This is a genomic window from Clostridia bacterium (assembly GCA_026414765.1).
In the GTDB taxonomy this organism is placed as follows: Bacteria; Bacillota; Clostridia; order Acetivibrionales; family DSM-27016; genus SKW86.
In genome coordinates this window covers 1-22,955 of sequence record JAOAIJ010000019.1, presented here as the reverse complement: position 1 = coordinate 22,955, position 22,955 = coordinate 1, and the positions used below count along the sequence as shown (strand labels likewise).

Sequence of the window (22,955 nt, the reverse complement as noted above, 5' to 3'; positions counted from 1 at the left end):
CGCTGGAATTAACCAACGGTTATAAAAAATTAAAAACACTCTTTTGAGTGCTTAATTATTTTTTAATACTAATTTTTTTATTGTATTTATTTGCATTAAACTCTATCATAAATTGATAAGGACTTAATATCTTTAATGCAATTCCGTATTCTTTTTTTATACTTTCTTCCAGTCCAAATAAATGGCTGCCATCCTGAGTAATTATGTAATTAGCTTTACTGTCAACTGCACAATCGATAAATTTGTTATCGTCTTCATCGTCTACACATAATGAAGACTTTGTTACATGAAAAACTTTTTCTGCCTTCCAAAGCAATCTATGCAACCTGTTGTGAGGCCCAATTATTTCCCTTAATGTTTTGCCTATTTCAATTGCATGAAACATAAAAATAAAATTAATTTCTGTATCTATAGCATCATTTAAATAATACGTTACTAAACCGTTTTGAACGTTTTCAAGTACTTTTTGGCACCATTTATCATTGTGAAATATTGCCTTAACAAAAACATTAGTATCAATAACTATTTTCACGTATTAAATCCCTAGCTGCTTTCAATAATATTTTCGATCTTTCTTCAGTCAAACCCTTTTCTTTTGCAGCAGCGTTTCCCCATTCAACAAGATATTCCAAATCTGTCTTCGGTTCTTTAATTGACTTCGCTGAACTAATGGACATTGCATTATTTTTAATAATTGCTTCCATTTTATCAGCTCCCCCTTTATATACTTTAAATTTGTTATGTAGCATAATATTACCACTCCTTGTACAACAATGCAACCATAATTTACCGTTTTTTACTTCGTTTAACCGAATTATACTTACTATACTTATTTTATTACAATTACATATGCATTATTAACAAGACTTGTGACTTTATTCACTATATAATTTATATCGGTACAAATACAACATGACAGCATACAAAAACGCTCATCCACATAAGCGTTCTTGTAAAAAATCCACAAGCATGTTTTAGTAAAATTATTGAAGTTTTTCTAATACTTTTTTTATTGCATTAATTTGGATTGTGCAATTTTCTTCTTCAGTTGGGCCTTTTTCCATTAGTCCAATAAGTTCACCATTCATATTAAACAATCCACCGCCAGAACTTCCGGGAGTTGCTCTTGCTGTAATTTGAAAGTGGTTCATATTGTAATCTGTCCTAATACTTGACACAATACCGTTTGTTACAGTATTACGCATACCACCAGGGCTACTAATCAATACTATATTATTGCCTATAACTACCTTATCACTATCCCCAAACTTAGCATAGCTTTTAGGGGTCACAGGAGAGCGTATAAGCCCAATATCTAGGTCAGTGTCTAATTGTACTACTGACTTTGTTTTATACTCTAAATCCTCCGCTATCCACTGATAAGATATGCCATATTCTACACCCATATCAAGCACATGTTTATTTGTTAATATGTAAGCTGTTCCTTTTACATCAATAATTACACCGGAGCCTGTACCTATTTGCTCGCCGTTTTTATAGCAAGTGATCAACACACAATTGTTTAAATTATCCTTTGCTACCTGTTCCACTGTCAATGGTTTAGGCCTGGTAAGTTCTATTGTCTTAGTAGCTCCATTCCATTTATATGAAGCGTTTAAAGCCTTTACAATAGCATCTATACTAACATAGTTTTTACTGGTCTTTCCATCATTTACGCTTACAACTTTCCCACCTAAATAGTTGCCATCTAATTTTACCCTTGCTTCACTATATTGAGCAGTTAATTTTACAGCAGCAAACCCGGTAATAGATAAAGATATAATTATACCTGTAAGTAATCCGGATAAATATTTTTTCATATATTTGTCACCTCTTACATATAATTATATCATACTTTTTATTTATGGGGTATATTCTGAAGTAGGAGGAGTAAAATTACTTGTATGTCCTGCAACACCGCTTACCCACCTTAATTCATCTATATATCCAGAATAATCTTGCTGCGATACAACACCTTTCCCTATAAAAAAGTCAAGTGAATTATTAGAAGGAGGTGTCCAACTTGTTCCTCCTGTATTTAGTAATGTACCATCTAAAAAACAGTATAGTTTTGACCCGTCATAACTAACCTCCACATGATACCAAGTGTTTAAAACCAGCGTACATGCAAATGTAAGTTCGCTACCACTACCATAGCTAAATCGCAAACGTGTTCCTGATTGATCGTCAAAATGTAGCGAAATGCCTTGCGTGTTATCTCCTTTTCTAAATATAAATTGTGAATATGTTGCGTTACTAAGTCGTGCTGGTCTAAACCAACAATCAAAGCACCAAGGGATATTAAAAATAAAATCTGAGCTTGTAGGAATAGACAAATAATCCCCACTACCATCAAAAAATCCACTTGCGCCACCAAATTTATATTGTGCCGTACTTATTTGAGAGTTACCATTTGCAGTAACTAATTTAGTTATTACTGAACTGTCTGTAAAAACAGTAGACCCATTCGAGCCATTCATGTGTAAAAGTAGCTTTGTTGTACTATACCTTATAGGAGACATCAACATTCTATTTGCTAACATATAAAACCTCCTATGTTGTAAAGTTATTACCGCCAAGAAAGCCATACCACCGAGTACCACTATTTTTTGTAACAAAGGTAAGGATTGACGTTTTGTTTGCAGTAGCTATGTCAGGGGATGTATCATTACTCCACTTTACACTTGCAGGCCATGTTACTGTCCTTCCAGTAGCATCCTGATTAAGTATAACAGTAAATGAACAAACTTTTCCTGAAGCAGCAGGATTACTGAATGTAAAAGTTGTATTACCTGACAGTGCTACATCAAATACATTGCCGTTTGATATATCTAAATCTACCGTTCCTGTCGCGGATGCAATAGTAGTTAATGTTTCAGAGTAGTTTTTTATTTCTCCTCCGTCTTTAGGCAAAACCTCTACATTAAGAGTATCGTTAATATAATCTCTTATTTCGTCAAGTCTGCCTTGAATTTGTTCTCTTGCTGCTGCTTCATTTGCTGGTGTAGTTGGATATGTTGTTGAATCTCTTAGTCCATTTGCCGGACTAAAAGCCATAGGTGTTATTGACATATTATTTCACCTTGCCTTTCAATAAGTACTCAATCACCAATTTAATAATTGATAAATCTTGGTTAACTTCGTTATTCTGTATTTCAATCTGAAAATACTTAATCTTTTTTAACTTTGGCCTTTTTCTTATTACAGGCGCGTATTTAGTAACATACCATGTAAAAGCTGACCAACTAAATTTAGACCAGCTATACGAATTGGTTTCACTAGCCGTTACTATAGCAGATTCAACAAGCGTGTTATTTTCATCAAAATAATTTATTGTCAATGCTGTACCGCCTAATGCTTTAGTAGTAAGCCAAATTTGTGTTACGTCTTTAAGCCTTTCAGGTGCGTTAAAATCAAATAACTTGCTTCTCCATATTGCATTAATTGCATTTCCAAAATCATTTTTATTGTCTTGGAATTTTACTAAATATCCATTAGTGCGATCGCCGTAATATAATACTCTCTGTATAAACGCCCAACAATTAGCATTTATTCCGGTGTAGTAATACCAAATTAAGTTATTTTGGTTACCTGTAAATGGACTTAACTCATAATCCCAAACATATGCAACATCACCAACAATAAGGTAATACTTTTGTCCATCGTCAACGCTTGTACAATTTTGCAGATCATTTATATCATGGTCTAACAATCCCGGAGCCGTTACACCTCTTCCATTAATAAGAGAAGAAATTGAAGCTACATTTTTTTCAGACTCTATATAAGTCGGCACTATACGATGTAATCCGCTTACCGTATTACCAAACACAGGGCTATCTTGTATTATTTGTACACTATCTGGCATATCACAGCCAACCTGTCTATTAAGAATAGATACCGGAAAAGTTACTGAACCGCTTGAACTTGAGTAAGTTATTTTGTAAACTCCATCTTCTTTTAAGGCTATAAGGCTAGAATACAAGTAACTCCAATTACTTATCGCTTTATTGTCTGATCCTATTCTGTTAAAGTTAAACTCAGGATAGTATGTAGCGTCGTAGTTTGTTGAGCCTGTAAGCCCTGTATACCAATACACATTTGGGTATTCAGAATTCCCACAAATAAAAATACGGCTGTCATTAGTTCCACCGCCGTATAATGTAGCCCGTGTTGCTTTAATAATTTTATCTGCATCACCGCTAAACGTCTTGTACGCTGTAATTTCAACATTGTTTGTCCCACTTACAGGAGCTACATTAAAAGTTAAAATTCCCGTTGTGCGGTTTACACTAAAATCTACTCCTTCAGTTTTAGCTACTCCGTTTGCTGTTGCTGTTATTGTTGTAGCATCTAATAAAGTGTATATTATAGTGTAAGCTGTTGAGCTGCCATCGCCGTTATACTTTTGTTTGAATCCTGGCTGTATTAGATTTCTGCTTTCGTTAGTTGTACCTCCACCTGTAGGCGGTGTGCTTACTGTTAATGTAGGAATATACGCACCTGTTAATGCGCTTGATGCAACGTGTGAAGATGTAACCTTTACAAAGTCAACTCCGTTTTTGTAATACAATATGTCATTAAACACATAAAAATAGCCTTTAGTGTTTGAAAGGCCGCTCATTATTTCCACAGGCGCAGAAGTCCCAATTTGAGTATAAAGTTTAGTATTCCATGCAAATACTTTTTTACCATTGTATTCGTCTTTGTATAACCCGTTTATTTGTCCGGAACCTAATGAAGAAGTGTATACATAAGTAAGACCTTTTCGCTTTGCTGGTTTCCCTCCATCATCCAAATTATAATTTTTGGCTCCATAAGGAGTTTGTCCGTCACTTATTGCCGAATCATCATTCTTAAGGTTAATTCCGGAAAATGGAACATTTTGGCCTAAGCGCAAATACTCTGGAACAGGCGGAGGTGGTTGTTCTAATTGTATTGGTTTTCTAACTGGCATTTTAATACCTCCTTACCAACCGTCAGTATCTTCAGATTCTTCTTGAGTATAAGGCATATCTTGGCTTAGTTCAGATTCCATTTGGTAATATTGATTAAGCAATTGTATCCCTATAGAGCTATCATCAGGCATTATTGCTTGTCCACCAATAAACCAAGGCATTAAAGCTTGACATTCTTTACTTACTTCTAATTCGTAATTATCTGAAGTAGAAGGTGTTATTTCTGTCGGGTACTTCCAATAATGAATATCAAACTGTCCGGTAAGATGCCAATTAATATATATCTTGTTGTCAGAAGTTAAAATGTAGTCTTTATTTTCTGTAAACTGGCGCTCGTCATATGTACGCATCATTTTGTTAAACTGCCAATAATCCGCAGGCAAACTATATTCAATATATGCCCTATACCAAGGAACATCATTAGCACTTGCATAAGGATATTGAAATAACGCCCTATACCTTGATTTCATTGGGTAGGTAGCTACTACGGTTATCCTTATGAGATTAGAAGCACTTGCAATCGTTAATAACCCTCTGTAATTTGTATACTTACTTATTCCTGTAACCGTTATAGAACCGCTAAACGCTTGAGTAGAATCACCGTCATAATAAGTACCTTCTAATGGAGTCCATACTCCTGATACGGATTCATCAAAACTTATTACACATGGTTTATCCACTTCTATGGAAAATGATTTAGCGCCTGTAGAAGTATATGTTTTATTGTCTCCTGGAAAGTGTTGAACTTCATTAAAACCTTGTATGCCAAGCAAGTTTGTTATAGGATTTTGGCTTATAGAATAAATATCCGGTATTTTAACAAAACCCGCTAATCGCATTTGTGAAGCGTTAGCAGGTCCATACATTCGTTTCTTTATATCTATGTAATTCCCGTTTGTATCGCTAATGTCAGTACCGTTAACCGATTTTTCATTAATATAGCGGTATGCAATGTCAAAAATCTCTGAAAGTTGCATATTTTCACCACCTTTAAAGCGTTATAAAGTAATGCTATTTGATAAACTTAACTTGTAGCTAACATCTGTATATTGTGAAAATGGTGATGTAGCAAGTTTTTGATATGGGCTAGGTTGCAAGAAACTCATTATACCTGAGTTTGCTATATATTGTCCTATCGCTTTTTTGCCTAGTGCTGTAAAGTGTGTTCCATCTCCTACCCAATCAGGATGAAGTTGGTTTGGGTTTGCTGGGTCTTTTAAAATAAGATCTAAGTCAATAACAAGATTAAAATTGCTTCTTATTAATGCGTTAGCTTGGTTTCGCACAGTCTCTTCATCACCGGTTTTATTACATGGTGAAATAGTACACATAACAGGAATTGTACCGTCTGCTATAGCTAGATCACGCATTGTAGTAAGGTTGGTAACTATCTGCTCGGCAGTTTGTGTCGGCAAGTCATTTATACCACCCTGGATAATTGTGTACTTTACATAGTATGGATCACCAGCAAGTGGTGTCATATCTGCCGCCCATCTGTCAATCATCTGTTGAGTTGTATTACCGCCAACACCACGATTATAAAATGGCACATTTAGCCATCCTTCAGCCCATCTTGTCCACTCTACAGAATTTTCAGCATCCTTTTTCCCGGAACTTCCTGCAACTGTACTATCACCCATAACGCTTACGCCTATTTTGGTATCGTCCGGAACAAGCTCTATTTGGAACCCTCCAATATACGCCGTTACAGTAGCGTTATTTATTGCTCCGTTTCCATTAAAAAACCAGTACGGCTGCGGTAAGTTAGTTGCTGTTGCAGTTAATAAAGTCCAGTATCTTCTAGGGGTAATACTCATATAACAAGACCCGTGTGCGTTTGCTCCTGCTCCTACATATCTAGGCCAAAACCAACGCTCAACATCTGCGTCATTTTTTACATATCCGGAAACAAAATATTTCTTGCCTATTACAAACGGCTGTAATCCTAAACCTGATAAATTTGTTGTTACGCTGCCATAGTAATTTGTAGAAGATATTTGCCCTAAAGTTATTGGAGTAATACCATCATATATAGTTACTGTATTAGCTGGGGTTTTAGTAAGGTTTACAGTAGAATACCCGGCATACGACAAGTCCTCTGTATATCTCCACCTATTGTATTGACCTGTCACTTTACCAATTTTTAAACCCATATTTATTCCTCCAATACTTTTATCTGTACTGTAGAACCGGTTGAATCTCCAATTAGGGATAAATATTTATTTATTTTGATCTCGTCTGCCATTCCTGCAGTATATTGAAATCCATTTGTAGCTGTAGCGACTGTTGTTGTTGTGTTTGCAACATTATCAATCAACCATGTATTCCCTGATACATTATGTATATCTATTGTCCTTCCAGGCAAATATAAATTAACCATTCCCTTGCTTCTCTTTGTAGCTGCAATAGTAGTAATGGCTTGATCTCCGCTTGCTTCTCTTATCGTTATAGTTCCTACTGCTGGCGTAGAATTCAACCCGTATATATCACCAAGAAATGCACCGTAAATATTACCCCAATCGGTTTTTGTTGTTGCAACTGCTGTAGTACCCGTAAGTGTTACAGTCTCATATACAACATTACTTGTCCCGTTAGTTGTGCCAAATATAGTTATTTTTTGAGTATCATTTGCACTTGACGAAACTATTTCTACCCCGTCATTTGATGGCTGGTTAGTAAAACTAGCCCAATCTGTTAATTGAAAGTAAGGGATTATGTAAGATATCGAATTACCCTTAATATTTACATTCATTTTTAACACCATCCTTTTTCTTTTTCTTTGCACAAGCGGCTACTTGAAATCTATTGTCATGTGTTCCATTGCAGTATTGACAATGAACACCGGACGGAACATCTTTGTTTTCTTCTTGTGATTTTACATAAAAAATAAGTTCTTTTAATAATTCTCTTATGTCATACAACAATTTTGTGTCAGATCTCATTAAATCTATTTCTTCATCACGAATAATGTTTTTCATTTTTTCACCTCTGGTAAATCAGTATCAATGCTTTTAACAGCATCAAATACTTCATTTTTGTCAAAAGAAACAGCTTTGCATTTTTCATTGTAAGCTTTTATTTGTAATTGCAATTCTCCAACTATAGCTTTATGCTCCATAATCGCTCTGTCAATTGTTTCTTTTTGAGTATATAACCCGCACAAAGCTTGTATAACTTCATTTAATCTTTTTTCTAACATATAAAGAAGCATGTTTACCTCCATAATATAAAAGGGGCATTTAAGCCCCATTTTACGTCCACTGTCCAGTTAATGTTAAAGAAGCATTTGCTAACGAAGTAGCCGCACCAGAAGTAACCTTTAATGCAAGCACGTTTCCTGCTGCCATTAAAGCATCTGCCGCTGTAGATGTAATATTTCCTGATTGCGGTACTGTTGCAGAGGCTGCCATATTAAAACCTGATGCAAGGACAGAAACACCCGAGCCAATAGCTTGGCCTGATGTCAATTTTTCAACATTTAATGTCCCTGCTTGTCCTGCTGCTGTTGCATACCATAAATCAGCGTCAACTATTTGGCACGCTGCCGGAGCAATAAAAAAAGGTTTTGCAGTATCTGCTGCTGCAAAGTTGGGATAGTTTATAGTGAACTTTTCTCCTGTCACAAACTGACCTGTTGTCAAGTTTAGTTCTTTACTTGCTGGTACAGTGATATTACCTGTACTGTCAATTACTTGTACTTCAGAACCTTTTTTACCCACTGCAAATCCTGTACCGGTTGCAGAATATCCATCATTATGTGTGTAACCCATGTTTAACAACTCCTTTCAAGAGTAGAGGGGCATAACACCCCTCAGTTATTAAGCTATTGAACTTCCAAGACCAGGCGCGCAAGCAGCTATTGGCAACCAGTTAACCGGAGCAGCTGCATATCTTCCACGACCAGCCCATATATTTACGTCTGTATACTCATCTATAAATGACTTAATAGTCAAAGGCATTCTGTCTACCCAAGTCAATCCGTCAATTGCGTTTCTCTTGCTGTCCATTACAAACCAACAATCTGTACCAGACGTTATCCCTGAATAGTTGTTAAGATAATTCCATGTAATTACATGCCATCTTCCAGCCTGGTAGTTGTAACCGTTGTCAGCAGAATCAGCCTTGCCATCTTCTTTAGCCCAAAGAGCATCAGCTACAAGCTTTTTTATCCTTGCATTGTTTGGAATTATTATAGTATCCGGCTGAATTCCTGCATAATCTCCATCATCATTTGTAAATTTCTGCATGAGTTCTTCAACTTTGCAAAGGTTGTCATATGAAAATGGAGCATCAAAATAATTTGACTGTGTTCCGCTTCCTCTTGCTCCGCTTGCCCTTGTGTGAGCAGTAGAAAATAACGCTAAGCTATCAGCACCTTTTATGTCGTATGTCTTTCCACCGAATGTCATTGATGTTGCGTTACCGGCATTAAGTATACCAGCTCCAAACTTTTCCCTTGTTCTGTAGTAAGCAGGAACAAAGTCAGCAAATAGCTGCTTAACTTTAACCATTCCTATAGAGTCAGAATCCATGAGCATTTCTTCAGTAACTTTTCTCATTGACTTCCAAGTGTCAGGCTCAATAAATTTGTAGTTACCTTCGACCATTGAAGTTTCGGGGTATTCTCCACCTTCTCCTACAGGCTCAAAATCGCCAAATGTGGTCATTGTTCCCATTCTTACTCCATAAGTTTCAATTGGAATAACGTTGAATATGTTATCAATTTGTGAGTTCTTTTTTTCAAACGTTTCAGCATCCGTAATAAATTTTTTGATAGGGTCCTGGACTTTACCATATATAGAATCCGCTAATCCTGCGCCTTTTGAAAATACTGCCATTATAATTCACTCTCCTTAAATTTTGTTATCAATCCTCCTTCCCTGTTTGTATTTGGAAGAAGGGGGCGGCTGGCTATGCCGCAAAACCTTCAAATAAAAAAACGCTCATATTTGAGCGCTTGTTTAACTATTAAACATTAAAATATCCTCTTACCTTAGATGTTGTTGCTCCGTCAGTTCTTACAACTTCAAACACACCGCTTGTAGTTGTAGTAGTGATCTGTAATCCGTCAGTGTGAATAGTATATTTTGCACCAGGAGTAGTTATCTGACCTGTTGACATTACTTCTAACTGAACATTTTCATCAACTTTTATTACCGGTACTAATACAGTAGGAGAAGCCGAAGCCGCTACTGATTTCTGTGCTATAAACTCAGGCGCAGCAGTTGCAGCAACCTTTGTTAATCTACCGCTTGTCAATGCAAGACCTTCGCCCTTTGTGCAAGCTTCATTATCTGCCATTAAATACTCTGTTACGATTGGAATTGACCTTCCACCGCATTTTATAACTTCAAATGCCATTATGATTCACTCCTTTTATTTTTGTGTTTTTTTAAATTTAATCCACTCATCACGGGTCAAGTTTTTGTTAAGAATTTTAGCTAGTTTAAACTCGTTTTCATCAACAACTACATTATCAATGTCAACACCTCCACCGTCAGGCCGAATGTGTGATTTATTGTTAATGTTGTTTAACTGTCTTTGTGCCGCAGCTTTAGATTCCTTTGCTAGTAATTCATCCATCTTTTGACCTTTTATAAAGTCAAAAACTGCTTTTACTGGCAAAGTAGGATTTGCTGTCAATGTTGCATCAATTAACGGCTCTAAATCTTTAAAAAACTTTTGATTAGACAACATAGATTTTTCGTTTACTATTCTAGCTTGGTGGCCTTGCATAGCTAACTGATTTTTTATTCTATCTTGTTCTATTTTCATTTCAGCAACAACAGGGTCTACACCCTGGTCGGTGTACGTCTTGATTTGTTGAGCGTATTCCATTTCCTCAAAAGATTCATAGCCGTATTGCCTAGCAAAATTATCTTGACGTTCTTTTAGTTGCCTTGCTTGTGTTTCTGCTTCTCGTCTTGCTGCTGCATACTTGGCGTTATCTTCATCACTTTGTACTGGTTTATGGTCAGCGACTCTATCACTACCTATATTGGTATCACTTGCGCCTGTGTCCGTCTGTGCTTCAACGCCAGAATCATTGTTTTGCACATCGGCGACCTGTGCATCTGTCGCGCCTACTGACCCTCCCATGTTTACTCCATCATCGTTTTCTAGGTAGGGCTGCTTAAATATGTTAAACATAATAACCTCCGTAAATTAAGCTTTTTGCGCTTGCTTAAGCGAATTTTGAGCATAAAAAAACCACTATACAGTGGATAACTTCGCTCTATGTTATTTTCCTGATCTTAAGTCCTTACCTGTTTTTACTTTTACAGGCGGGTTGTCGGTTGATACTTTGTCACCTACACATTTTGCGTTAGGGTTTTTGGGGAAACCTTTTGCCATAGTCTTTCACCTCCATTCATTTGTAAGCTAATCTAGTCCTAATAAGATAAGTTCCATCATCAAGCTGTTTTAACATTGGAAATATTCTTAACCAAACCTTCTTATAGTTGGTAATGACATTTTTTATTGCATTATCAGTTGCTTCAACAGCTTCTTCAATTGTTTTGAATTTGGGATATTCTGCTTCGTAATAATTTTCTGGTACGTCACTTCCATTAATGAAAGTGTGAGTTTTGCAAACTGTGCCGTCTTCATCTTCTATAGCCCAAGTATTAATTTTAGGCAAAGGATTCAGATAGGCAAATTTTTGTTTAATTAATTCGCTTTCAACTAACACGGTCTTTTCCCTCCTTTCTTTTTTACTTTATTTCCGTTATGTCGGGGCAATATTACCACCTCCCCCAGGTAATACCCCCATCATTTGTGTAGCTTGCTGTTGCATTAATGCTTGCTGCTGTTGCATTTGCTGGCGTTGTTCTTCCTTCTGGCGTTTAATCTCCTTTGCCATAGGGAAATTAATTGATTCAAGTATAGTAAATAATTGCATATCATCTATTGCTTTACTTGCAAATAGCTCCATAGCTTGCTCTCGAATCCAAAGCTTGTCATTCATCATGGCACCGTTTACATCAGCATCAAATATATAGTCTGTGTTGTAAAACCATTCCCCTGAAGAATCTTGCTCTAGGAAATCATATTTGTTGAACTCCTTGTATATGTCCTTGCCGTATTCATCTTTAGCTAAGAATGGCCTTATTTCATCGTAAAATGCCAGTTTGAACTCAAACATAATTTCAAACAGTTCCTTGTAGGCTACTCTCTTGTTAAAAGCTTTAGATTGCATTCTGCCGCTTGCCTGCGCTATCTGTAATTGTTTAGCTTTCCCGCTTGTAGCTGTTGCGTCAGGCTTACCTTGGTAGCTGTCTGTTATGCCTAATGTAAATTGAGCCGCTTTATACTGTTGTTGCATAAATGTTATGTCTTGACCAATATTTGCTTCTATATTTTCTACTCCAATTTGACCTAATTTGTCAGGAGTTCCACGAACTACTTTGTATATTTCATCAGAAATTTTAATATTAGGATCTTCAGGAAGTTTAACCAAAGCCCCACCGTCTATTATTTTACGTTCTATTTTAGTTACAACTTTTTTAATAGCGTCCTGCTGATCGCGTATAATATCAACATCACTCTGGCCGGTAAAACTAAACTGAGCCGGAACATTTTTTCTTACAACTACAGGATAACGAGTTGGACAAAAATACTTTATTTTAGTTGGCTCCATTACAGGTCTTAATTGAGGTTGTCCAATCATATCTAATACAGGCATACCCATTTCATCTGTAACCATTTCCATTTCTGGCTGCCCGTACTCATCATATTTAGGTGACATTGCCGGTATAACTGTACCGTCTGACAGTGCAATATCTTGGTTAAGTTCCTCATATTCTTCAATAGATGTTTTTATTTTTTTGCTGCCACACTCGCATTTCCCACTGTAAACAACAGAGTTGCATTCAGCACACCGTTTTAGTCGCCTTGCAAAAAAGTTTGGCATGTCTTCTAATTCTTTATTGCCGCACCAAGTATATTTACATATCTTACCTTTGCTATCTTTATACCATTTAGTTATCACAGTTACTTTGTCATTTGGAGACCCGGACCCTTTTAGCCTTGCAGTATCAGAGTTTAACATTGCGCTTTGTTTTGAAACGTTTCCATCAGTGTTTAAAGAATTTATTTCCGGATATTCTTCATCTTCATCCGATACGTCTACTCCATAACGGTTTTTTACAAACTCTTTAGTCTCAGAGGACATTATCCAAAACTTACTCATTTTCTGTAAAGCATAAACACCAGGCTCCGGAATTAAACACTTAGGATGTTTGTTATTTAGCTCAATTTCGCCCCTATAAAGGTGATGTATAAAGTCCGGATTCCAATCTACTGTTATAACAGATATCCCTTGTATTGGCGTTATACGCTCATTTTCGTCATTTATACGATATATGTCTGATTCCATTAAATCTGACTTTATAGAATCTTCTATAATTTGTGCTTGTTCACTAAACCCTTGTCTTTTTGCTTTTACTGAAGGTAGCGGTATCGTTGTATCAACTTGAGACTCTATAAATTCATATATAATATTAATAACGTTATTGGCTTTTTTAGTAGGCTTGTTGGAGCTGTTTATATTCCTGTCTACTTCTTTATTACCAAGGTAAAGCCACTCGCGCTCATCCATTATTTCAGTATCATACTTAGACTTGGCTTCTATAAATTCATTTTGCATCGATGCAACTTTGGCCGACTTTTCATATTCTTCTTTTTTGTCCTTTACCTTTTCCAACATATCACCACCTATTTTTTTAAGTTTATCCAGTAATCCCACGGTTTCACCTCCGTTTTAGGCAATAAAAAAGAAACTTACTTTTTATTAAGTATGTCTCTAAACATTGATAGCTTTTCTTCAAGTTTATAATTCTCAAGCATTTTCAATAGATCATCAATCATTCTTTTTCGTTTATTAATGTCTTGCTCTATCAAATATAGGCTTGCAAATGTTTTTACCATATCATCTGTTGACTTAAATTTTTGTTTCTCTTTGTTTTGAGTGTTTGCATTATTAACTTTATCTAAGTTTAAATTTAACCATTCATAAGCCGCATTAATAACTTTCATTTGTTCATCGTTTCCGGTAATGTCTGGATGGTTTTCTTTTGCTTTTTCTCTGTAATGTTTCTTTACAGTTTCTTCAGAAATAGGAAACTTCTTTTCTATCCCTAATACTTTAAACGCTTCTGTGGCATTCATAAAAATACCTCAATTATCTTCAATTTTTATTATTTCAACTACAACGTCAGGAACCTCTATAGTACCGCCACGTATGCCGTAATAATTCTGGCATGGTGGAGCAATAAACCTCTCTACCCCATCCTCAATAATCGTGTCTCTATTACCATGATTAGGACATAATCTATGCCTTTCATAGTGAAATAAAGCAAACTCGTTTAATTGTTCTATAGACAACAATCCTGCTGCAAACTCCTGAAGCTTTTCAGGAGGATATGTTATTTTAAGCTTACTATCTGTACCATTGATTAGTGTTGCTTCACATATAGGACATTTTTCAAGCATTATACATACACCCTCTTCCCATTTTTCTTGACTATAGTCAATCCGTTTTGTTTACCTATAACCTGATGTTCTGCCCTTCCCCATTGTTCAAGCAAATGTTTTTTGCCTGCATCATCTGCTCTGTTGTAGTCTTGTAATGCATCTGGACTAATGCCTTGTAGATTAGGCTTGAACGCGTTAATTATGTTATGACCTTGTTGTGGTCTAATGTAATGCGCTATTGCTAACCCCATTATGCAATCATCATGCGCCCCTTCTTGAGCTTCTGGACGGCCTTTTTCGTTACGAACAAAGGTTAACATTTCTTCAAGAGTAACAGCGTCATTTATTAATTCAGTGTGTTCACGTACCATCTCAACTAAGTTTGCTAGTATAATTGGTCTTGTTAATGATGTTGTCTTAAATCCAAATGACGATTGAATTTTATGTGTGTAACTATCCTCTTGTTCTCTAACATACTGCTTGCTATATCCAAGCCGTTCAAGCTCTCTAATCGGGTATGTGCTGTAATTAGATTCAATACCAATTAACGCTTCATTGTAATACTTGCCAAGGCAATATATCTGTTTAGCGTATAAATCCTCGTCAAACTGATGTCTTAATGTCGCAACCTGTTTACCGCTGGTATTATCTATCACTTGCCCAATAAAATAGTCAGAACCTTCCCCGGAAGTATCTCCGCCTATTACATATGGATAATTGGTCTTGACGTCCTCATATATTTTGATATAGCCTTGTTCATCATCAACCCACCTTATTGATTTATCAACTATTTTATCGTATAACATTTCGCAAACAAAAAATCCTGTTTTAAGAGGTTTTTTATCTCTTATTTGGCTTAATCTTTCGCTTACCTTTTGCTTATCAAATATTGTTTTGCCAAGTACGCCCCATTCACCGAGACAGTAAACCGAATAGTAATATGGGTCTGTCTCTTTAAACGTCTCTAGGACCTTTTTTGCTTCATTGTCAAGAAATTTATTGTCTTTGTATGTGCTGTGGACCGTAGTAGTGTCAGGCAGTACAGCATCAAAGAACCTTTTCTTTAGCCAGTGGTTAATGTCTATTGGGTTAAAGCTTAGTATTATTTGTTTGTAATATTTAGTCTCACCTCTTAAACGTATGTCAAGCTGATTCAGATCACCTTCTTCAAGCTCTGAAGCTTCTTCGCACCATATCCCGGTAATGTTGTATATCGACTTAAGCTTTTCTACATCATCCAACCCAGCAAATAGTATTTCATTTCCTGTAGGCCGGTGTACAATCTTCATGTCTGTTTTATTGATATCAAAGTCGCTATAATTATAATGCTCGCTTATTTGCCCTCTTAACTGCTGGAAACATGATTCCCTTAACGTCCTTGCAACTTTTCTAACAACTAAAAAACGATGCCCTTTTTCGGACACCGTTCTATGTAACAGTTTTCTACCTGTAAATATTGACTTACCACTACCACCACCACCGACTAATACTAAGTACCTGGACTTATTATCGTATAATGGTATAAATTTATCATTAGTCTGCTCATATAGCTGCTCAATATACTTCTTCCTTCTCTCTATTTCCTCCGCAGCCTTAGCTCTACTTATCGCAACAAATGCTGATTCTTTACTTATTGCTGTATTCATGCACTATCGCCTTGCTTATTAACCCATTCATTAAAATCCATGTATAATGCTTCAACTTTAGAAGCTTTTTTTACCTCATTTATTGTTTTAAACCATATTTTTGCAGTTTCTTCACTGTCAAATATAATTATTTTTCCTGTTTGTTCCATATTATCACCTCTATATATATAATCGCCGGCTTGTTTTTAAAATAACATCTTCAAGCGTTAAAGGCTTTTTAGTTTGTTTCAACAGCTTCTTTTTCTTCCCTCTACTACTCATCCTCTCACCTCTCTGTATTACTCTTTAGGCTCAAACTCCTTAAAGGTTTTCCTCATTTGCCATCTAATTATTGGTATAATAATAATTAAAAATGTTATAAACCCTAAAACTCTCCCAATAAATTGCTCTTTACTCATTCCTTACTCACTCCTCTTTAGGCTCAAGCAGTTCTCTTTCCTCATGCCTCAATAAAAACGCTATAACATCATCATAACCTATGCATCTAGCTTTATTTACTAAATGCAAATTATATTCGGCAAACAATCTTTTTAACGCTTTTTCAGATGTAAGACCTTTATTAATCAGATAATTATATCTATCGACAATATTATCCATTACTTACTCACTCCTTAAATGTACTACTCTATTGTGGGTATTGGCTGCCCTTCTTTTATCACCATTTTGCCATCAGCAACCTTGGTTAAGCATTCAATGCATATCCATACAGAACTTGAACAGCTTCCGTATTCATGACAGTTTGCTTCCCCTGTTACCTCTAGTACATTCTTGCCCGATTCACATATGTCGCAGTTGTAATATTCTTTTTCAGGCTTATTTATATAAATTCCTCTCATACTTACTTCTCCTTTACCTCTACAGGCTCAAAAAGTTCACATTTTTGCTGCGAAAGCACGCAATCAAATTTTGTATATAGCTTATCACAATAATAAACCGTTTGATCTCCATATGGCGCATTCATATAATACTTACAGTTTTCGCAACTTATTGTTTTAGGTATCATCCCCTACTCTCCTTTACACAATTACTTCTTAAAGTATGTTTTTCTTACCCTTATGCAGTGGTATTGTTAAGGATTCTTCGATAGAATATCCCTTTTTTATTCTATTCATTACTCACTCCTTATTGTACTACTCTATTGTGGGTATTGGCTCAAACTCCATACATTCCGTATGTTTGCGCTATATCAATTTCAACATAGCCATCTTTAACAGCCTTTTCCCATTGTTCTTTATCTCCAGTATCAATAGTTCCATACCCGTCTGTTTTTATGTAATATCTTCCATCCTTTTCATAACTCTCAACAATATCAAACTTTTCAGTTGTAAACATACTTACTTCTCCTTTACCTATACTGTAATTTAAGCATTACTTTTTCTTAAAGTAAGTCCTTACCCCTTCAACTTTACCTTTCTTAATATCCTTATCTATATTTTTCTTAATGTCTTTACAGATTTCCTCACTTATTTCCGGCTTAACCGGACCATACTTTTCATCGAGCTCCTTTTCTTTGTCAATAGTCCATTGTATGTCCGATTCTCTTTTCTTCATCTGAGCATTTCTCATTTCTACAGCCTTACGTATATACTCACTATCACTTTCGTCTGCTATCTCAGCACAACGAATTGTTTCTTCCCTAAATTCCTTCGTACATCTGAATGACCATGTTGGCATAGGAGGTTGGTCTTTTTTACGTCTAACCATTTGAGACCTCCGTTGACCGCCTTTCTTGATATTCGCAATATTCATTATTTCTACAAGTCATACTTACTTCGCCTTTTAATATGCATCCAGCAGCATGATACTTAGAATACCAAATACATTTTTCTTTGTCGCACTTTAAATTCATATAAGCACACTCCTTTCATGTACTTATATTATACCATATGTCGTATTACGTACGCAATACCTTGTATTACACTTGTATTACTTCTTATACCTGGCTACTATCTTCATTATCTCATCATGCCCCTTAGCCTGCTCTATTTCTGCCAACGCTTCATCAGGTAGACTGCTGTAGTCTATGTTAACATTTGTATTCTCGGCTGTTACTTTGGATTCTACTTTATCAGTGAACATGCCTAGATGCTTGCCAATCAACTCTAATGACCTATTAGCTGCATTGGCTTCAAACTTCCATTCTCCTGTCTCATTTCCTTCTTTATCGTATACCGGTGTACCTTGCATACATCGCTCAGAGAGTTCTACAAGCCTTTTCAATACCCATTGGCTATTTATGTCTATTTTATCTTCGCGCTGTTTAATTGCCTCCTGGATGGCTTCCTGTATGTTGGGTTTTGTTAAGTTCTCAGCAGCTATAAACCTTGCTGTATTTTCTGAATATCCTGCCCTTATCGCTGCCTGAGTAGCATTTAAGTCGACAAGGTATTCTTTAACAAATAATCTCTGTTTAGTTGTCAACTTATCTGCCATAATATCACCCAACCTTTATCTCCCTACATCCTATACAACTCTTACGCTTTAACATAGCCTTTGTTCTTTTACATCCTATACAGCTTGTTTTTACCCATTTTATTATGTCTTTCATATATTCCTCCGGTTAATACTTCAGCACATGCAAAAGCCCCGGTCTGTTTACCAGGGCAATTACATAGGGGCTAAGTATGTTAAAGTGAGAACAATTCCAAATCTCCACAATATAATTATAAGCCTGATGCAGTCCGATTTTGTCCGATGTTTAAAACTTTTTCCATTTTCTCTATAGCTCTTCTGTGGATTTCAAAGCATTGCGACCTACAATAATAAGATTCAGACACCACTTTATCCCATGTATATTTAGGCTCTGGATAATCAATGTACCTTAGTTTTATTATGTTTCTTTCCTCATACGTAAGATACATAAATGCGTAATCTATATCTTTCTTTAGATCAACTAGTCTCCTTATCTCATATTTTGTTGTCTCTGCTAATTCTGCAAGCTCTATGCAAATTTCTTCTAAATGCTCAAACAGGTTAGCAGTTTTTTCGTATGTAGGATTACCAACGCCAGACCCGTGTGGCATATCTGTCATTATACTAGCTTTTATACCTCCGTCCGCATTTAGTTGCGCTTTTACCGCCACTTGTAACGCTTCATTTTGTCTGCATATCTCTTTATTTACAGTGGCATATTCCATTAGCATATCTGTTATACTTCTCATAAGTTAGTTAGTCACCTCACTTTAACAGGTTATATATCTATACTGTACGGTATTGCTTCTCCCTGAAGGTTGTTTAAAATTTTCTCCATTCCTTTCCCTACACTTACCAATGTAGTATTCTCTGTTACCGTTATTACTTCCCCATAATCTACAGTCCTGTTATCCATTGTAAAAGCTATTATGTCCCCTTTATTAGTGTTGGTCTTAGGTATTGTTAATAACATCATTTACCCCACCTTTCCCCACTCTTTATTAATTTCGCTTTCTAGCAGCCTAATTTCCTCTTCCATGAAGTTTTCGGAGGTTGCAAAGAATCTTTTAAATTCCAACCTCTTCGCATTCTATTTCTTACAAGCTTTTCGTCTAGCCCATGTTGTTCCGACAATTCTCTTAAAGTTTTAAGTTCTCCATTAAATAAATATTTTTTCGCTTCAATCTTGCCGTTTGAAAGTTTTTCTTTTAAACATCCTTTTTCTTTCCAGTAATAAAGAGTCTTGTCTAATATCCCTGTAATTTCAGACAATTGCGATATGGTAACTATTTTGCCTTTGTATTTTACTTTTTTGTTATCCCTACGATTGTTCTGTTGTTCCTTCATGCTTACCCAAACGCAATTACTTGGTTCATAATCTTTGTTAACGTCTTTCCGCTCTATTGTTAGATTTTCGGCATATCCGTTAGCTAAAGCCCATTCCTGAAAATTCATTCCATCTTTCAACCAATCCTCGCAAACTTTTATCCCTCTGCCACCATAATTTTTATAAGCTTTGACGTTATGGTTGTAGCACCTATTTTTCATATTTCTGTAAATTTGCTCTAATCTACCCTCCACCCACTTTTTTGTTCTGTTGCTTATTATCTCTGAGCGCAAACACCCACAACTAAGGCTATCTCCCCTTCTCAGCACTGAAGCATCCACACTTTTCGTGTTTCCGCAATCACATTTGCATTCCCAAAAAGTATGTTTGTTTTTTATTCCATCAAAACTTATTGCTGTCCATCTTCCAAATTTTTTACCAGTCAAATCATTTTTCTGCATATGTATTCTCCTTTTATGATATACCATTAGCATAATTATACCATAAAACTCGAAATACTTCAATAATTGTGTTGTAAGTCTGTTTTAATTTCGCCCTCTAGTATCTTTATTTCTAGCTTAATTTGTGCAATTTTTTCCTGACATACATCGTAATCACTCTGCTTAATATCCCGGTTAAACCGCAATTCAGCCACCTTCTCTTCGCCTAAAGCCAGATCATAACATGCAGTCCATGCCACTTTATCTTCTACATGTAATCTAAGGATCTCTTTCCTGAGTGCAACTTTATAATCTCTAGTGGCCTGTGCCAACATTCTACCGACTACTTTCATTGCATCTACGCAGTCAATCAACAGTGTCCTTTGTTGTCTTAATGCTAGTAAAAGGTCTTGTCCGCTATCCATTAGGCACCTTCTTTCTTCCCTGGATATTTTCTATTCCAAATTGCTTTACTGGATTCATATTCTTTGTAAATCTTAAACCAATCTTCAGCATACATGGTCACTTTCCAGCGCTTACCATTTTTCCTGTGTGCTACAATTGCCATTAGCTCAAACATATCTTTAAATTCAAATACAGCTTTATCTATTGCCATACTTATATCCGCTTGTGCCTGTTCTAACGCTTCATCAATATTTAGTGCTTGTACCCTTTTTACTTCTTGATGTATATACGGTAACCCGATACAGTCTGCGCTTTCTTCAGTGCCGCCAGCATATTGTTGCGATCTTCGCACATCATACCCTTGCTCCCGACAAAATTTAGCCCACTCTCTTTCACCTTCTACACCTTTCCTTTTACTATTACATGCCATTTACGCTACCCCCTGCCTTTTATACTCTTCTACTGTTATTCCTATATAGTTTTTGCGGAATACAGCCATAAACTTATCGTGGCCATGTTCCGCTTCAAAATTTTTCTGGAATTCCTGCTTAAGCTGTAAGTCAAATGCTGGATTGTTATGTACTGCATTAGCTCCAATACGATGATATTCCGGAGATAGTCTTATCTGCATACCATACTGTATTGACTTTTGTCTGTTTACCCCATAGAATACTTCATGTAGTTCTGCGTAAGGCTTACCTGTAATCGCACAGCAATCTTGGTCGGTTGGTCGTGGATTATTTTTTGCCTTACGCTTTTTCCTTTTCACTCCTTTCCCGAACATTGGCTTATACTCACTCATATACATTCCTCCTTTACCATATAGCCCATCCAATTATTAATGCTGTTGTTAAAGTGCTTGCTACACAACATATTTTTGCTGCAATGGATTCTATTATGTTAACTGCGATTTTGTTCCAATATAAGCTAAATCCAATTCCAAATAATAGACACATTACTGCAATAATAATCCCAATTATCTGACTTATATCACTCATATATCCTCCTTTTGGGCTGTAGTTGCACAAGATATAATATATTTGTCTTTCAATTCGAAGAAGTATTGTCACCTCACTTTCTATTTATTTTTTATTTATCTATCTACAGCCCATTATTTTAATTTTGTATTGCACTTTGTCTTAATATTACGCACTTATTGAATTTACTTTTTCAACTAATCCACCCCATTGTTGAGCCATTGCATCTGCTATGCCTTGAAATGTTTTTGACCTTGCTTTACTTCTTTCTGCTCTGTCCTTTATATGCCCGGTTTCGGTATGCCATTTTGACTGAGTGTTTCCAGAAGGGAATATATCAATTTCAAATGGCACTATGTTTGTGGATTTGAGTGCTGGCAATCCTTCAAGCCATAAACACGTTGATTTTCTTACCGGGTGTCCAAAATGATATGGTTGGATTATTTGGTCTGGCTTTCTGAATATGCTTGACATCCTTCCTATTGGGTTTTCTATTGCGATTCTTTTAATTGGTGCATTTGCCAGCTTTATAAAAAAATCTGCCGCATCTTTCATTTGCTTTAACCTATCTGGAAACCTGTCTTTGTACTCAGGCTTATACCACTTATTGCCGGCGAGTGTTAAATATGTACAAGGTGGATGAGCAATCATCATATCCCAGCCATGGTCAAGTATTTCAATTACATCCCCCTGAATGTGATAAGTTGGGTCTGCATCCGTTGGGATAATATCGCAACTCCACGCGTCATGCCCAAGTTTTCTAAACGCATCCCTTACAACTCCGCTATACTCACAAGCTACTAATATTTTCATTTGCACCACCCTTTACATTGCACATTTTATATTTATTACGCTTTAAAACGGTAACGGTTCCTCTACTTCTACATTATCCTGGTAACTATCAACCGACACTCTCCTATACTCTGCCAATACAGTATCAACTAATTCCTGTCTAAATTCCTTTGTTACCGGGTAACATGTGTCCTTATATTCATCCCCTACTTTTCTGCTAGGCATCTTTACAAACAATCCTTTTGTGCCATTCATCACAGCTAACCCACCGACAACAAACTGCTTGTCCAATGTTATGCTTACAAATGCCTTAAGGTTTCCTTCTGTATTTACCGGGTGTATTTTTACCTCTGTTATTTTCATATTTTTTTACCTCTCTTTCGTTATTTGTATGGAATATGCACTAAACCAATTCCATTTGCTCTCCGTTTTTCATTTCACGCTCCTTGGCGCGTTGTTCTGCAGCCCTCTTTTTCTTGTACTCGTTATACTGCTGACGATACCTGTAGCTATCCCCAAAAACTTTC

36 protein-coding genes are annotated in these 22,955 nt (G+C 36.2%); all 36 read right to left on the bottom strand.

The window, feature by feature from the left end; translation table 11 throughout:
• Positions 1-55: 55 nt before the first annotated feature.
• The 36 genes from N3I35_06765 to N3I35_06590 all read right to left on the bottom strand — a co-directional run bounded on the left by N3I35_06765 (position 56) and on the right by N3I35_06590 (position 22,791).
• Positions 56-532, bottom strand: a complete 477-nt coding sequence (locus N3I35_06765; GenBank protein ID MCX8129785.1) for a putative toxin-antitoxin system toxin component, PIN family — start codon at positions 530-532, stop codon at positions 56-58.
• Positions 516-749: a hypothetical protein gene (locus tag N3I35_06760; GenBank protein ID MCX8129784.1), complete on the bottom strand. Its 234-nt coding sequence runs from the start codon at positions 747-749 to the stop codon at positions 516-518. The genes N3I35_06765 and N3I35_06760 overlap by 17 nt, the downstream gene beginning before the upstream one ends.
• A 234-nt stretch (positions 750-983) precedes the next feature.
• Complete coding sequence (locus tag N3I35_06755; GenBank protein ID MCX8129783.1) at positions 984-1,820, bottom strand: serine protease; 837 nt, start codon at positions 1,818-1,820, stop codon at positions 984-986.
• Positions 1,821-1,862: 42 nt separating this feature from the next.
• Positions 1,863-2,543 carry a LamG domain-containing protein gene (locus N3I35_06750; GenBank protein MCX8129782.1) on the bottom strand — a complete coding sequence of 227 codons (681 nt, stop codon included), beginning with the start codon at positions 2,541-2,543 and terminating at the stop codon, positions 1,863-1,865.
• A gap of 10 nt (positions 2,544-2,553) precedes the next feature.
• On the bottom strand, positions 2,554-3,072 hold the full coding sequence (locus N3I35_06745; protein MCX8129781.1) for a hypothetical protein: 519 nt from the start codon (positions 3,070-3,072) through the stop codon (positions 2,554-2,556).
• A gap of 1 nt (position 3,073) precedes the next feature.
• On the bottom strand, positions 3,074-4,954 hold the full coding sequence (locus N3I35_06740) for a hypothetical protein (protein ID MCX8129780.1): 1,881 nt from the start codon (positions 4,952-4,954) through the stop codon (positions 3,074-3,076).
• A 12-nt stretch (positions 4,955-4,966) separates the two neighbouring features.
• A complete protein-coding gene (locus N3I35_06735; GenBank protein ID MCX8129779.1) occupies positions 4,967-5,932 on the bottom strand; it encodes a hypothetical protein in 966 nt (321 codons plus the stop codon).
• A gap of 21 nt (positions 5,933-5,953) precedes the next feature.
• Positions 5,954-7,108 (bottom strand): GDSL-type esterase/lipase family protein, encoded by a 1,155-nt coding sequence (locus N3I35_06730; protein MCX8129778.1) that lies wholly within the window; start codon positions 7,106-7,108, stop codon positions 5,954-5,956.
• A gap of 2 nt (positions 7,109-7,110) precedes the next feature.
• On the bottom strand, positions 7,111-7,707 hold the full coding sequence (locus tag N3I35_06725; protein MCX8129777.1) for a hypothetical protein: 597 nt from the start codon (positions 7,705-7,707) through the stop codon (positions 7,111-7,113).
• Entirely contained in the window at positions 7,691-7,933 is a 243-nt protein-coding gene (locus N3I35_06720) for a hypothetical protein (protein ID MCX8129776.1), read from the bottom strand. Before N3I35_06720 ends, N3I35_06725 begins: the two co-directional genes overlap by 17 nt.
• Positions 7,930-8,166 (bottom strand): hypothetical protein, encoded by a 237-nt coding sequence (locus N3I35_06715; GenBank protein ID MCX8129775.1) that lies wholly within the window; start codon positions 8,164-8,166, stop codon positions 7,930-7,932. The genes N3I35_06720 and N3I35_06715 overlap by 4 nt, the downstream gene beginning before the upstream one ends.
• A gap of 40 nt (positions 8,167-8,206) precedes the next feature.
• Positions 8,207-8,725, bottom strand: a complete 519-nt coding sequence (locus tag N3I35_06710; GenBank protein ID MCX8129774.1) for a hypothetical protein — start codon at positions 8,723-8,725, stop codon at positions 8,207-8,209.
• Between the two features lie 48 nt (positions 8,726-8,773).
• Positions 8,774-9,793: a hypothetical protein gene (locus N3I35_06705; protein ID MCX8129773.1), complete on the bottom strand. Its 1,020-nt coding sequence runs from the start codon at positions 9,791-9,793 to the stop codon at positions 8,774-8,776.
• Between the two features lie 130 nt (positions 9,794-9,923).
• Positions 9,924-10,316 carry a hypothetical protein gene (locus N3I35_06700; GenBank protein MCX8129772.1) on the bottom strand — a complete coding sequence of 131 codons (393 nt, stop codon included), beginning with the start codon at positions 10,314-10,316 and terminating at the stop codon, positions 9,924-9,926.
• Positions 10,317-10,331: 15 nt separating this feature from the next.
• Positions 10,332-11,105 carry a hypothetical protein gene (locus tag N3I35_06695; GenBank protein MCX8129771.1) on the bottom strand — a complete coding sequence of 258 codons (774 nt, stop codon included), beginning with the start codon at positions 11,103-11,105 and terminating at the stop codon, positions 10,332-10,334.
• A 220-nt stretch (positions 11,106-11,325) separates the two neighbouring features.
• Positions 11,326-11,646 (bottom strand): hypothetical protein, encoded by a 321-nt coding sequence (locus tag N3I35_06690; protein ID MCX8129770.1) that lies wholly within the window; start codon positions 11,644-11,646, stop codon positions 11,326-11,328.
• Between the two features lie 36 nt (positions 11,647-11,682).
• Positions 11,683-13,701 (bottom strand): hypothetical protein, encoded by a 2,019-nt coding sequence (locus N3I35_06685; protein ID MCX8129769.1) that lies wholly within the window; start codon positions 13,699-13,701, stop codon positions 11,683-11,685.
• A gap of 35 nt (positions 13,702-13,736) precedes the next feature.
• Entirely contained in the window at positions 13,737-14,123 is a 387-nt protein-coding gene (locus N3I35_06680; GenBank protein MCX8129768.1) for a DnaJ domain-containing protein, read from the bottom strand.
• Positions 14,124-14,132: 9 nt separating this feature from the next.
• Complete coding sequence (locus N3I35_06675; protein ID MCX8129767.1) at positions 14,133-14,447, bottom strand: hypothetical protein; 315 nt, start codon at positions 14,445-14,447, stop codon at positions 14,133-14,135.
• Complete coding sequence (locus N3I35_06670; protein ID MCX8129766.1) at positions 14,447-16,075, bottom strand: PBSX family phage terminase large subunit; 1,629 nt, start codon at positions 16,073-16,075, stop codon at positions 14,447-14,449. Before N3I35_06670 ends, N3I35_06675 begins: the two co-directional genes overlap by 1 nt.
• Positions 16,072-16,224 carry a hypothetical protein gene (locus tag N3I35_06665; GenBank protein MCX8129765.1) on the bottom strand — a complete coding sequence of 51 codons (153 nt, stop codon included), beginning with the start codon at positions 16,222-16,224 and terminating at the stop codon, positions 16,072-16,074. Before N3I35_06665 ends, N3I35_06670 begins: the two co-directional genes overlap by 4 nt.
• 256 nt (positions 16,225-16,480) lie before the next feature.
• Positions 16,481-16,672, bottom strand: a complete 192-nt coding sequence (locus N3I35_06660; protein MCX8129764.1) for a hypothetical protein — start codon at positions 16,670-16,672, stop codon at positions 16,481-16,483.
• A gap of 23 nt (positions 16,673-16,695) precedes the next feature.
• Positions 16,696-16,911 carry a hypothetical protein gene (locus N3I35_06655; protein MCX8129763.1) on the bottom strand — a complete coding sequence of 72 codons (216 nt, stop codon included), beginning with the start codon at positions 16,909-16,911 and terminating at the stop codon, positions 16,696-16,698.
• Positions 16,912-16,913: 2 nt separating this feature from the next.
• Entirely contained in the window at positions 16,914-17,078 is a 165-nt protein-coding gene (locus N3I35_06650) for a hypothetical protein (protein MCX8129762.1), read from the bottom strand.
• 149 nt (positions 17,079-17,227) lie between these two features.
• Positions 17,228-17,407 carry a hypothetical protein gene (locus N3I35_06645; protein MCX8129761.1) on the bottom strand — a complete coding sequence of 60 codons (180 nt, stop codon included), beginning with the start codon at positions 17,405-17,407 and terminating at the stop codon, positions 17,228-17,230.
• A 36-nt stretch (positions 17,408-17,443) separates the two neighbouring features.
• On the bottom strand, positions 17,444-17,779 hold the full coding sequence (locus N3I35_06640; GenBank protein ID MCX8129760.1) for a hypothetical protein: 336 nt from the start codon (positions 17,777-17,779) through the stop codon (positions 17,444-17,446).
• Positions 17,780-18,001: 222 nt separating this feature from the next.
• Positions 18,002-18,508, bottom strand: coding sequence for a terminase small subunit (locus N3I35_06635; GenBank protein MCX8129759.1), 507 nt, complete (start codon positions 18,506-18,508; stop codon positions 18,002-18,004).
• A 230-nt stretch (positions 18,509-18,738) separates the two neighbouring features.
• Entirely contained in the window at positions 18,739-19,236 is a 498-nt protein-coding gene (locus N3I35_06630) for a RinA family protein (GenBank protein MCX8129758.1), read from the bottom strand.
• 29 nt (positions 19,237-19,265) lie between these two features.
• Positions 19,266-19,463: a hypothetical protein gene (locus N3I35_06625; GenBank protein ID MCX8129757.1), complete on the bottom strand. Its 198-nt coding sequence runs from the start codon at positions 19,461-19,463 to the stop codon at positions 19,266-19,268.
• 38 nt (positions 19,464-19,501) lie between these two features.
• Complete coding sequence (locus N3I35_06620; GenBank protein ID MCX8129756.1) at positions 19,502-20,275, bottom strand: hypothetical protein; 774 nt, start codon at positions 20,273-20,275, stop codon at positions 19,502-19,504.
• Between the two features lie 59 nt (positions 20,276-20,334).
• Positions 20,335-20,679 (bottom strand): hypothetical protein, encoded by a 345-nt coding sequence (locus tag N3I35_06615; GenBank protein ID MCX8129755.1) that lies wholly within the window; start codon positions 20,677-20,679, stop codon positions 20,335-20,337.
• The gene (locus N3I35_06610) at positions 20,679-21,089 is read right to left on the bottom strand and encodes a hypothetical protein (GenBank protein ID MCX8129754.1); all 411 of its coding nucleotides are present in this window, start codon (positions 21,087-21,089) and stop codon (positions 20,679-20,681) included. The genes N3I35_06615 and N3I35_06610 overlap by 1 nt, the downstream gene beginning before the upstream one ends.
• Complete coding sequence (locus N3I35_06605; protein MCX8129753.1) at positions 21,090-21,461, bottom strand: hypothetical protein; 372 nt, start codon at positions 21,459-21,461, stop codon at positions 21,090-21,092. It abuts the gene before it with no gap.
• A 13-nt stretch (positions 21,462-21,474) separates the two neighbouring features.
• Positions 21,475-21,657 (bottom strand): hypothetical protein, encoded by a 183-nt coding sequence (locus tag N3I35_06600; protein MCX8129752.1) that lies wholly within the window; start codon positions 21,655-21,657, stop codon positions 21,475-21,477.
• Positions 21,658-21,804: 147 nt separating this feature from the next.
• Complete coding sequence (locus N3I35_06595; protein ID MCX8129751.1) at positions 21,805-22,449, bottom strand: hypothetical protein; 645 nt, start codon at positions 22,447-22,449, stop codon at positions 21,805-21,807.
• Between the two features lie 42 nt (positions 22,450-22,491).
• A complete protein-coding gene (locus tag N3I35_06590; GenBank protein MCX8129750.1) occupies positions 22,492-22,791 on the bottom strand; it encodes a SpoVG family protein in 300 nt (99 codons plus the stop codon).
• Between the last annotated feature and the right edge of the window lie 164 nt (positions 22,792-22,955).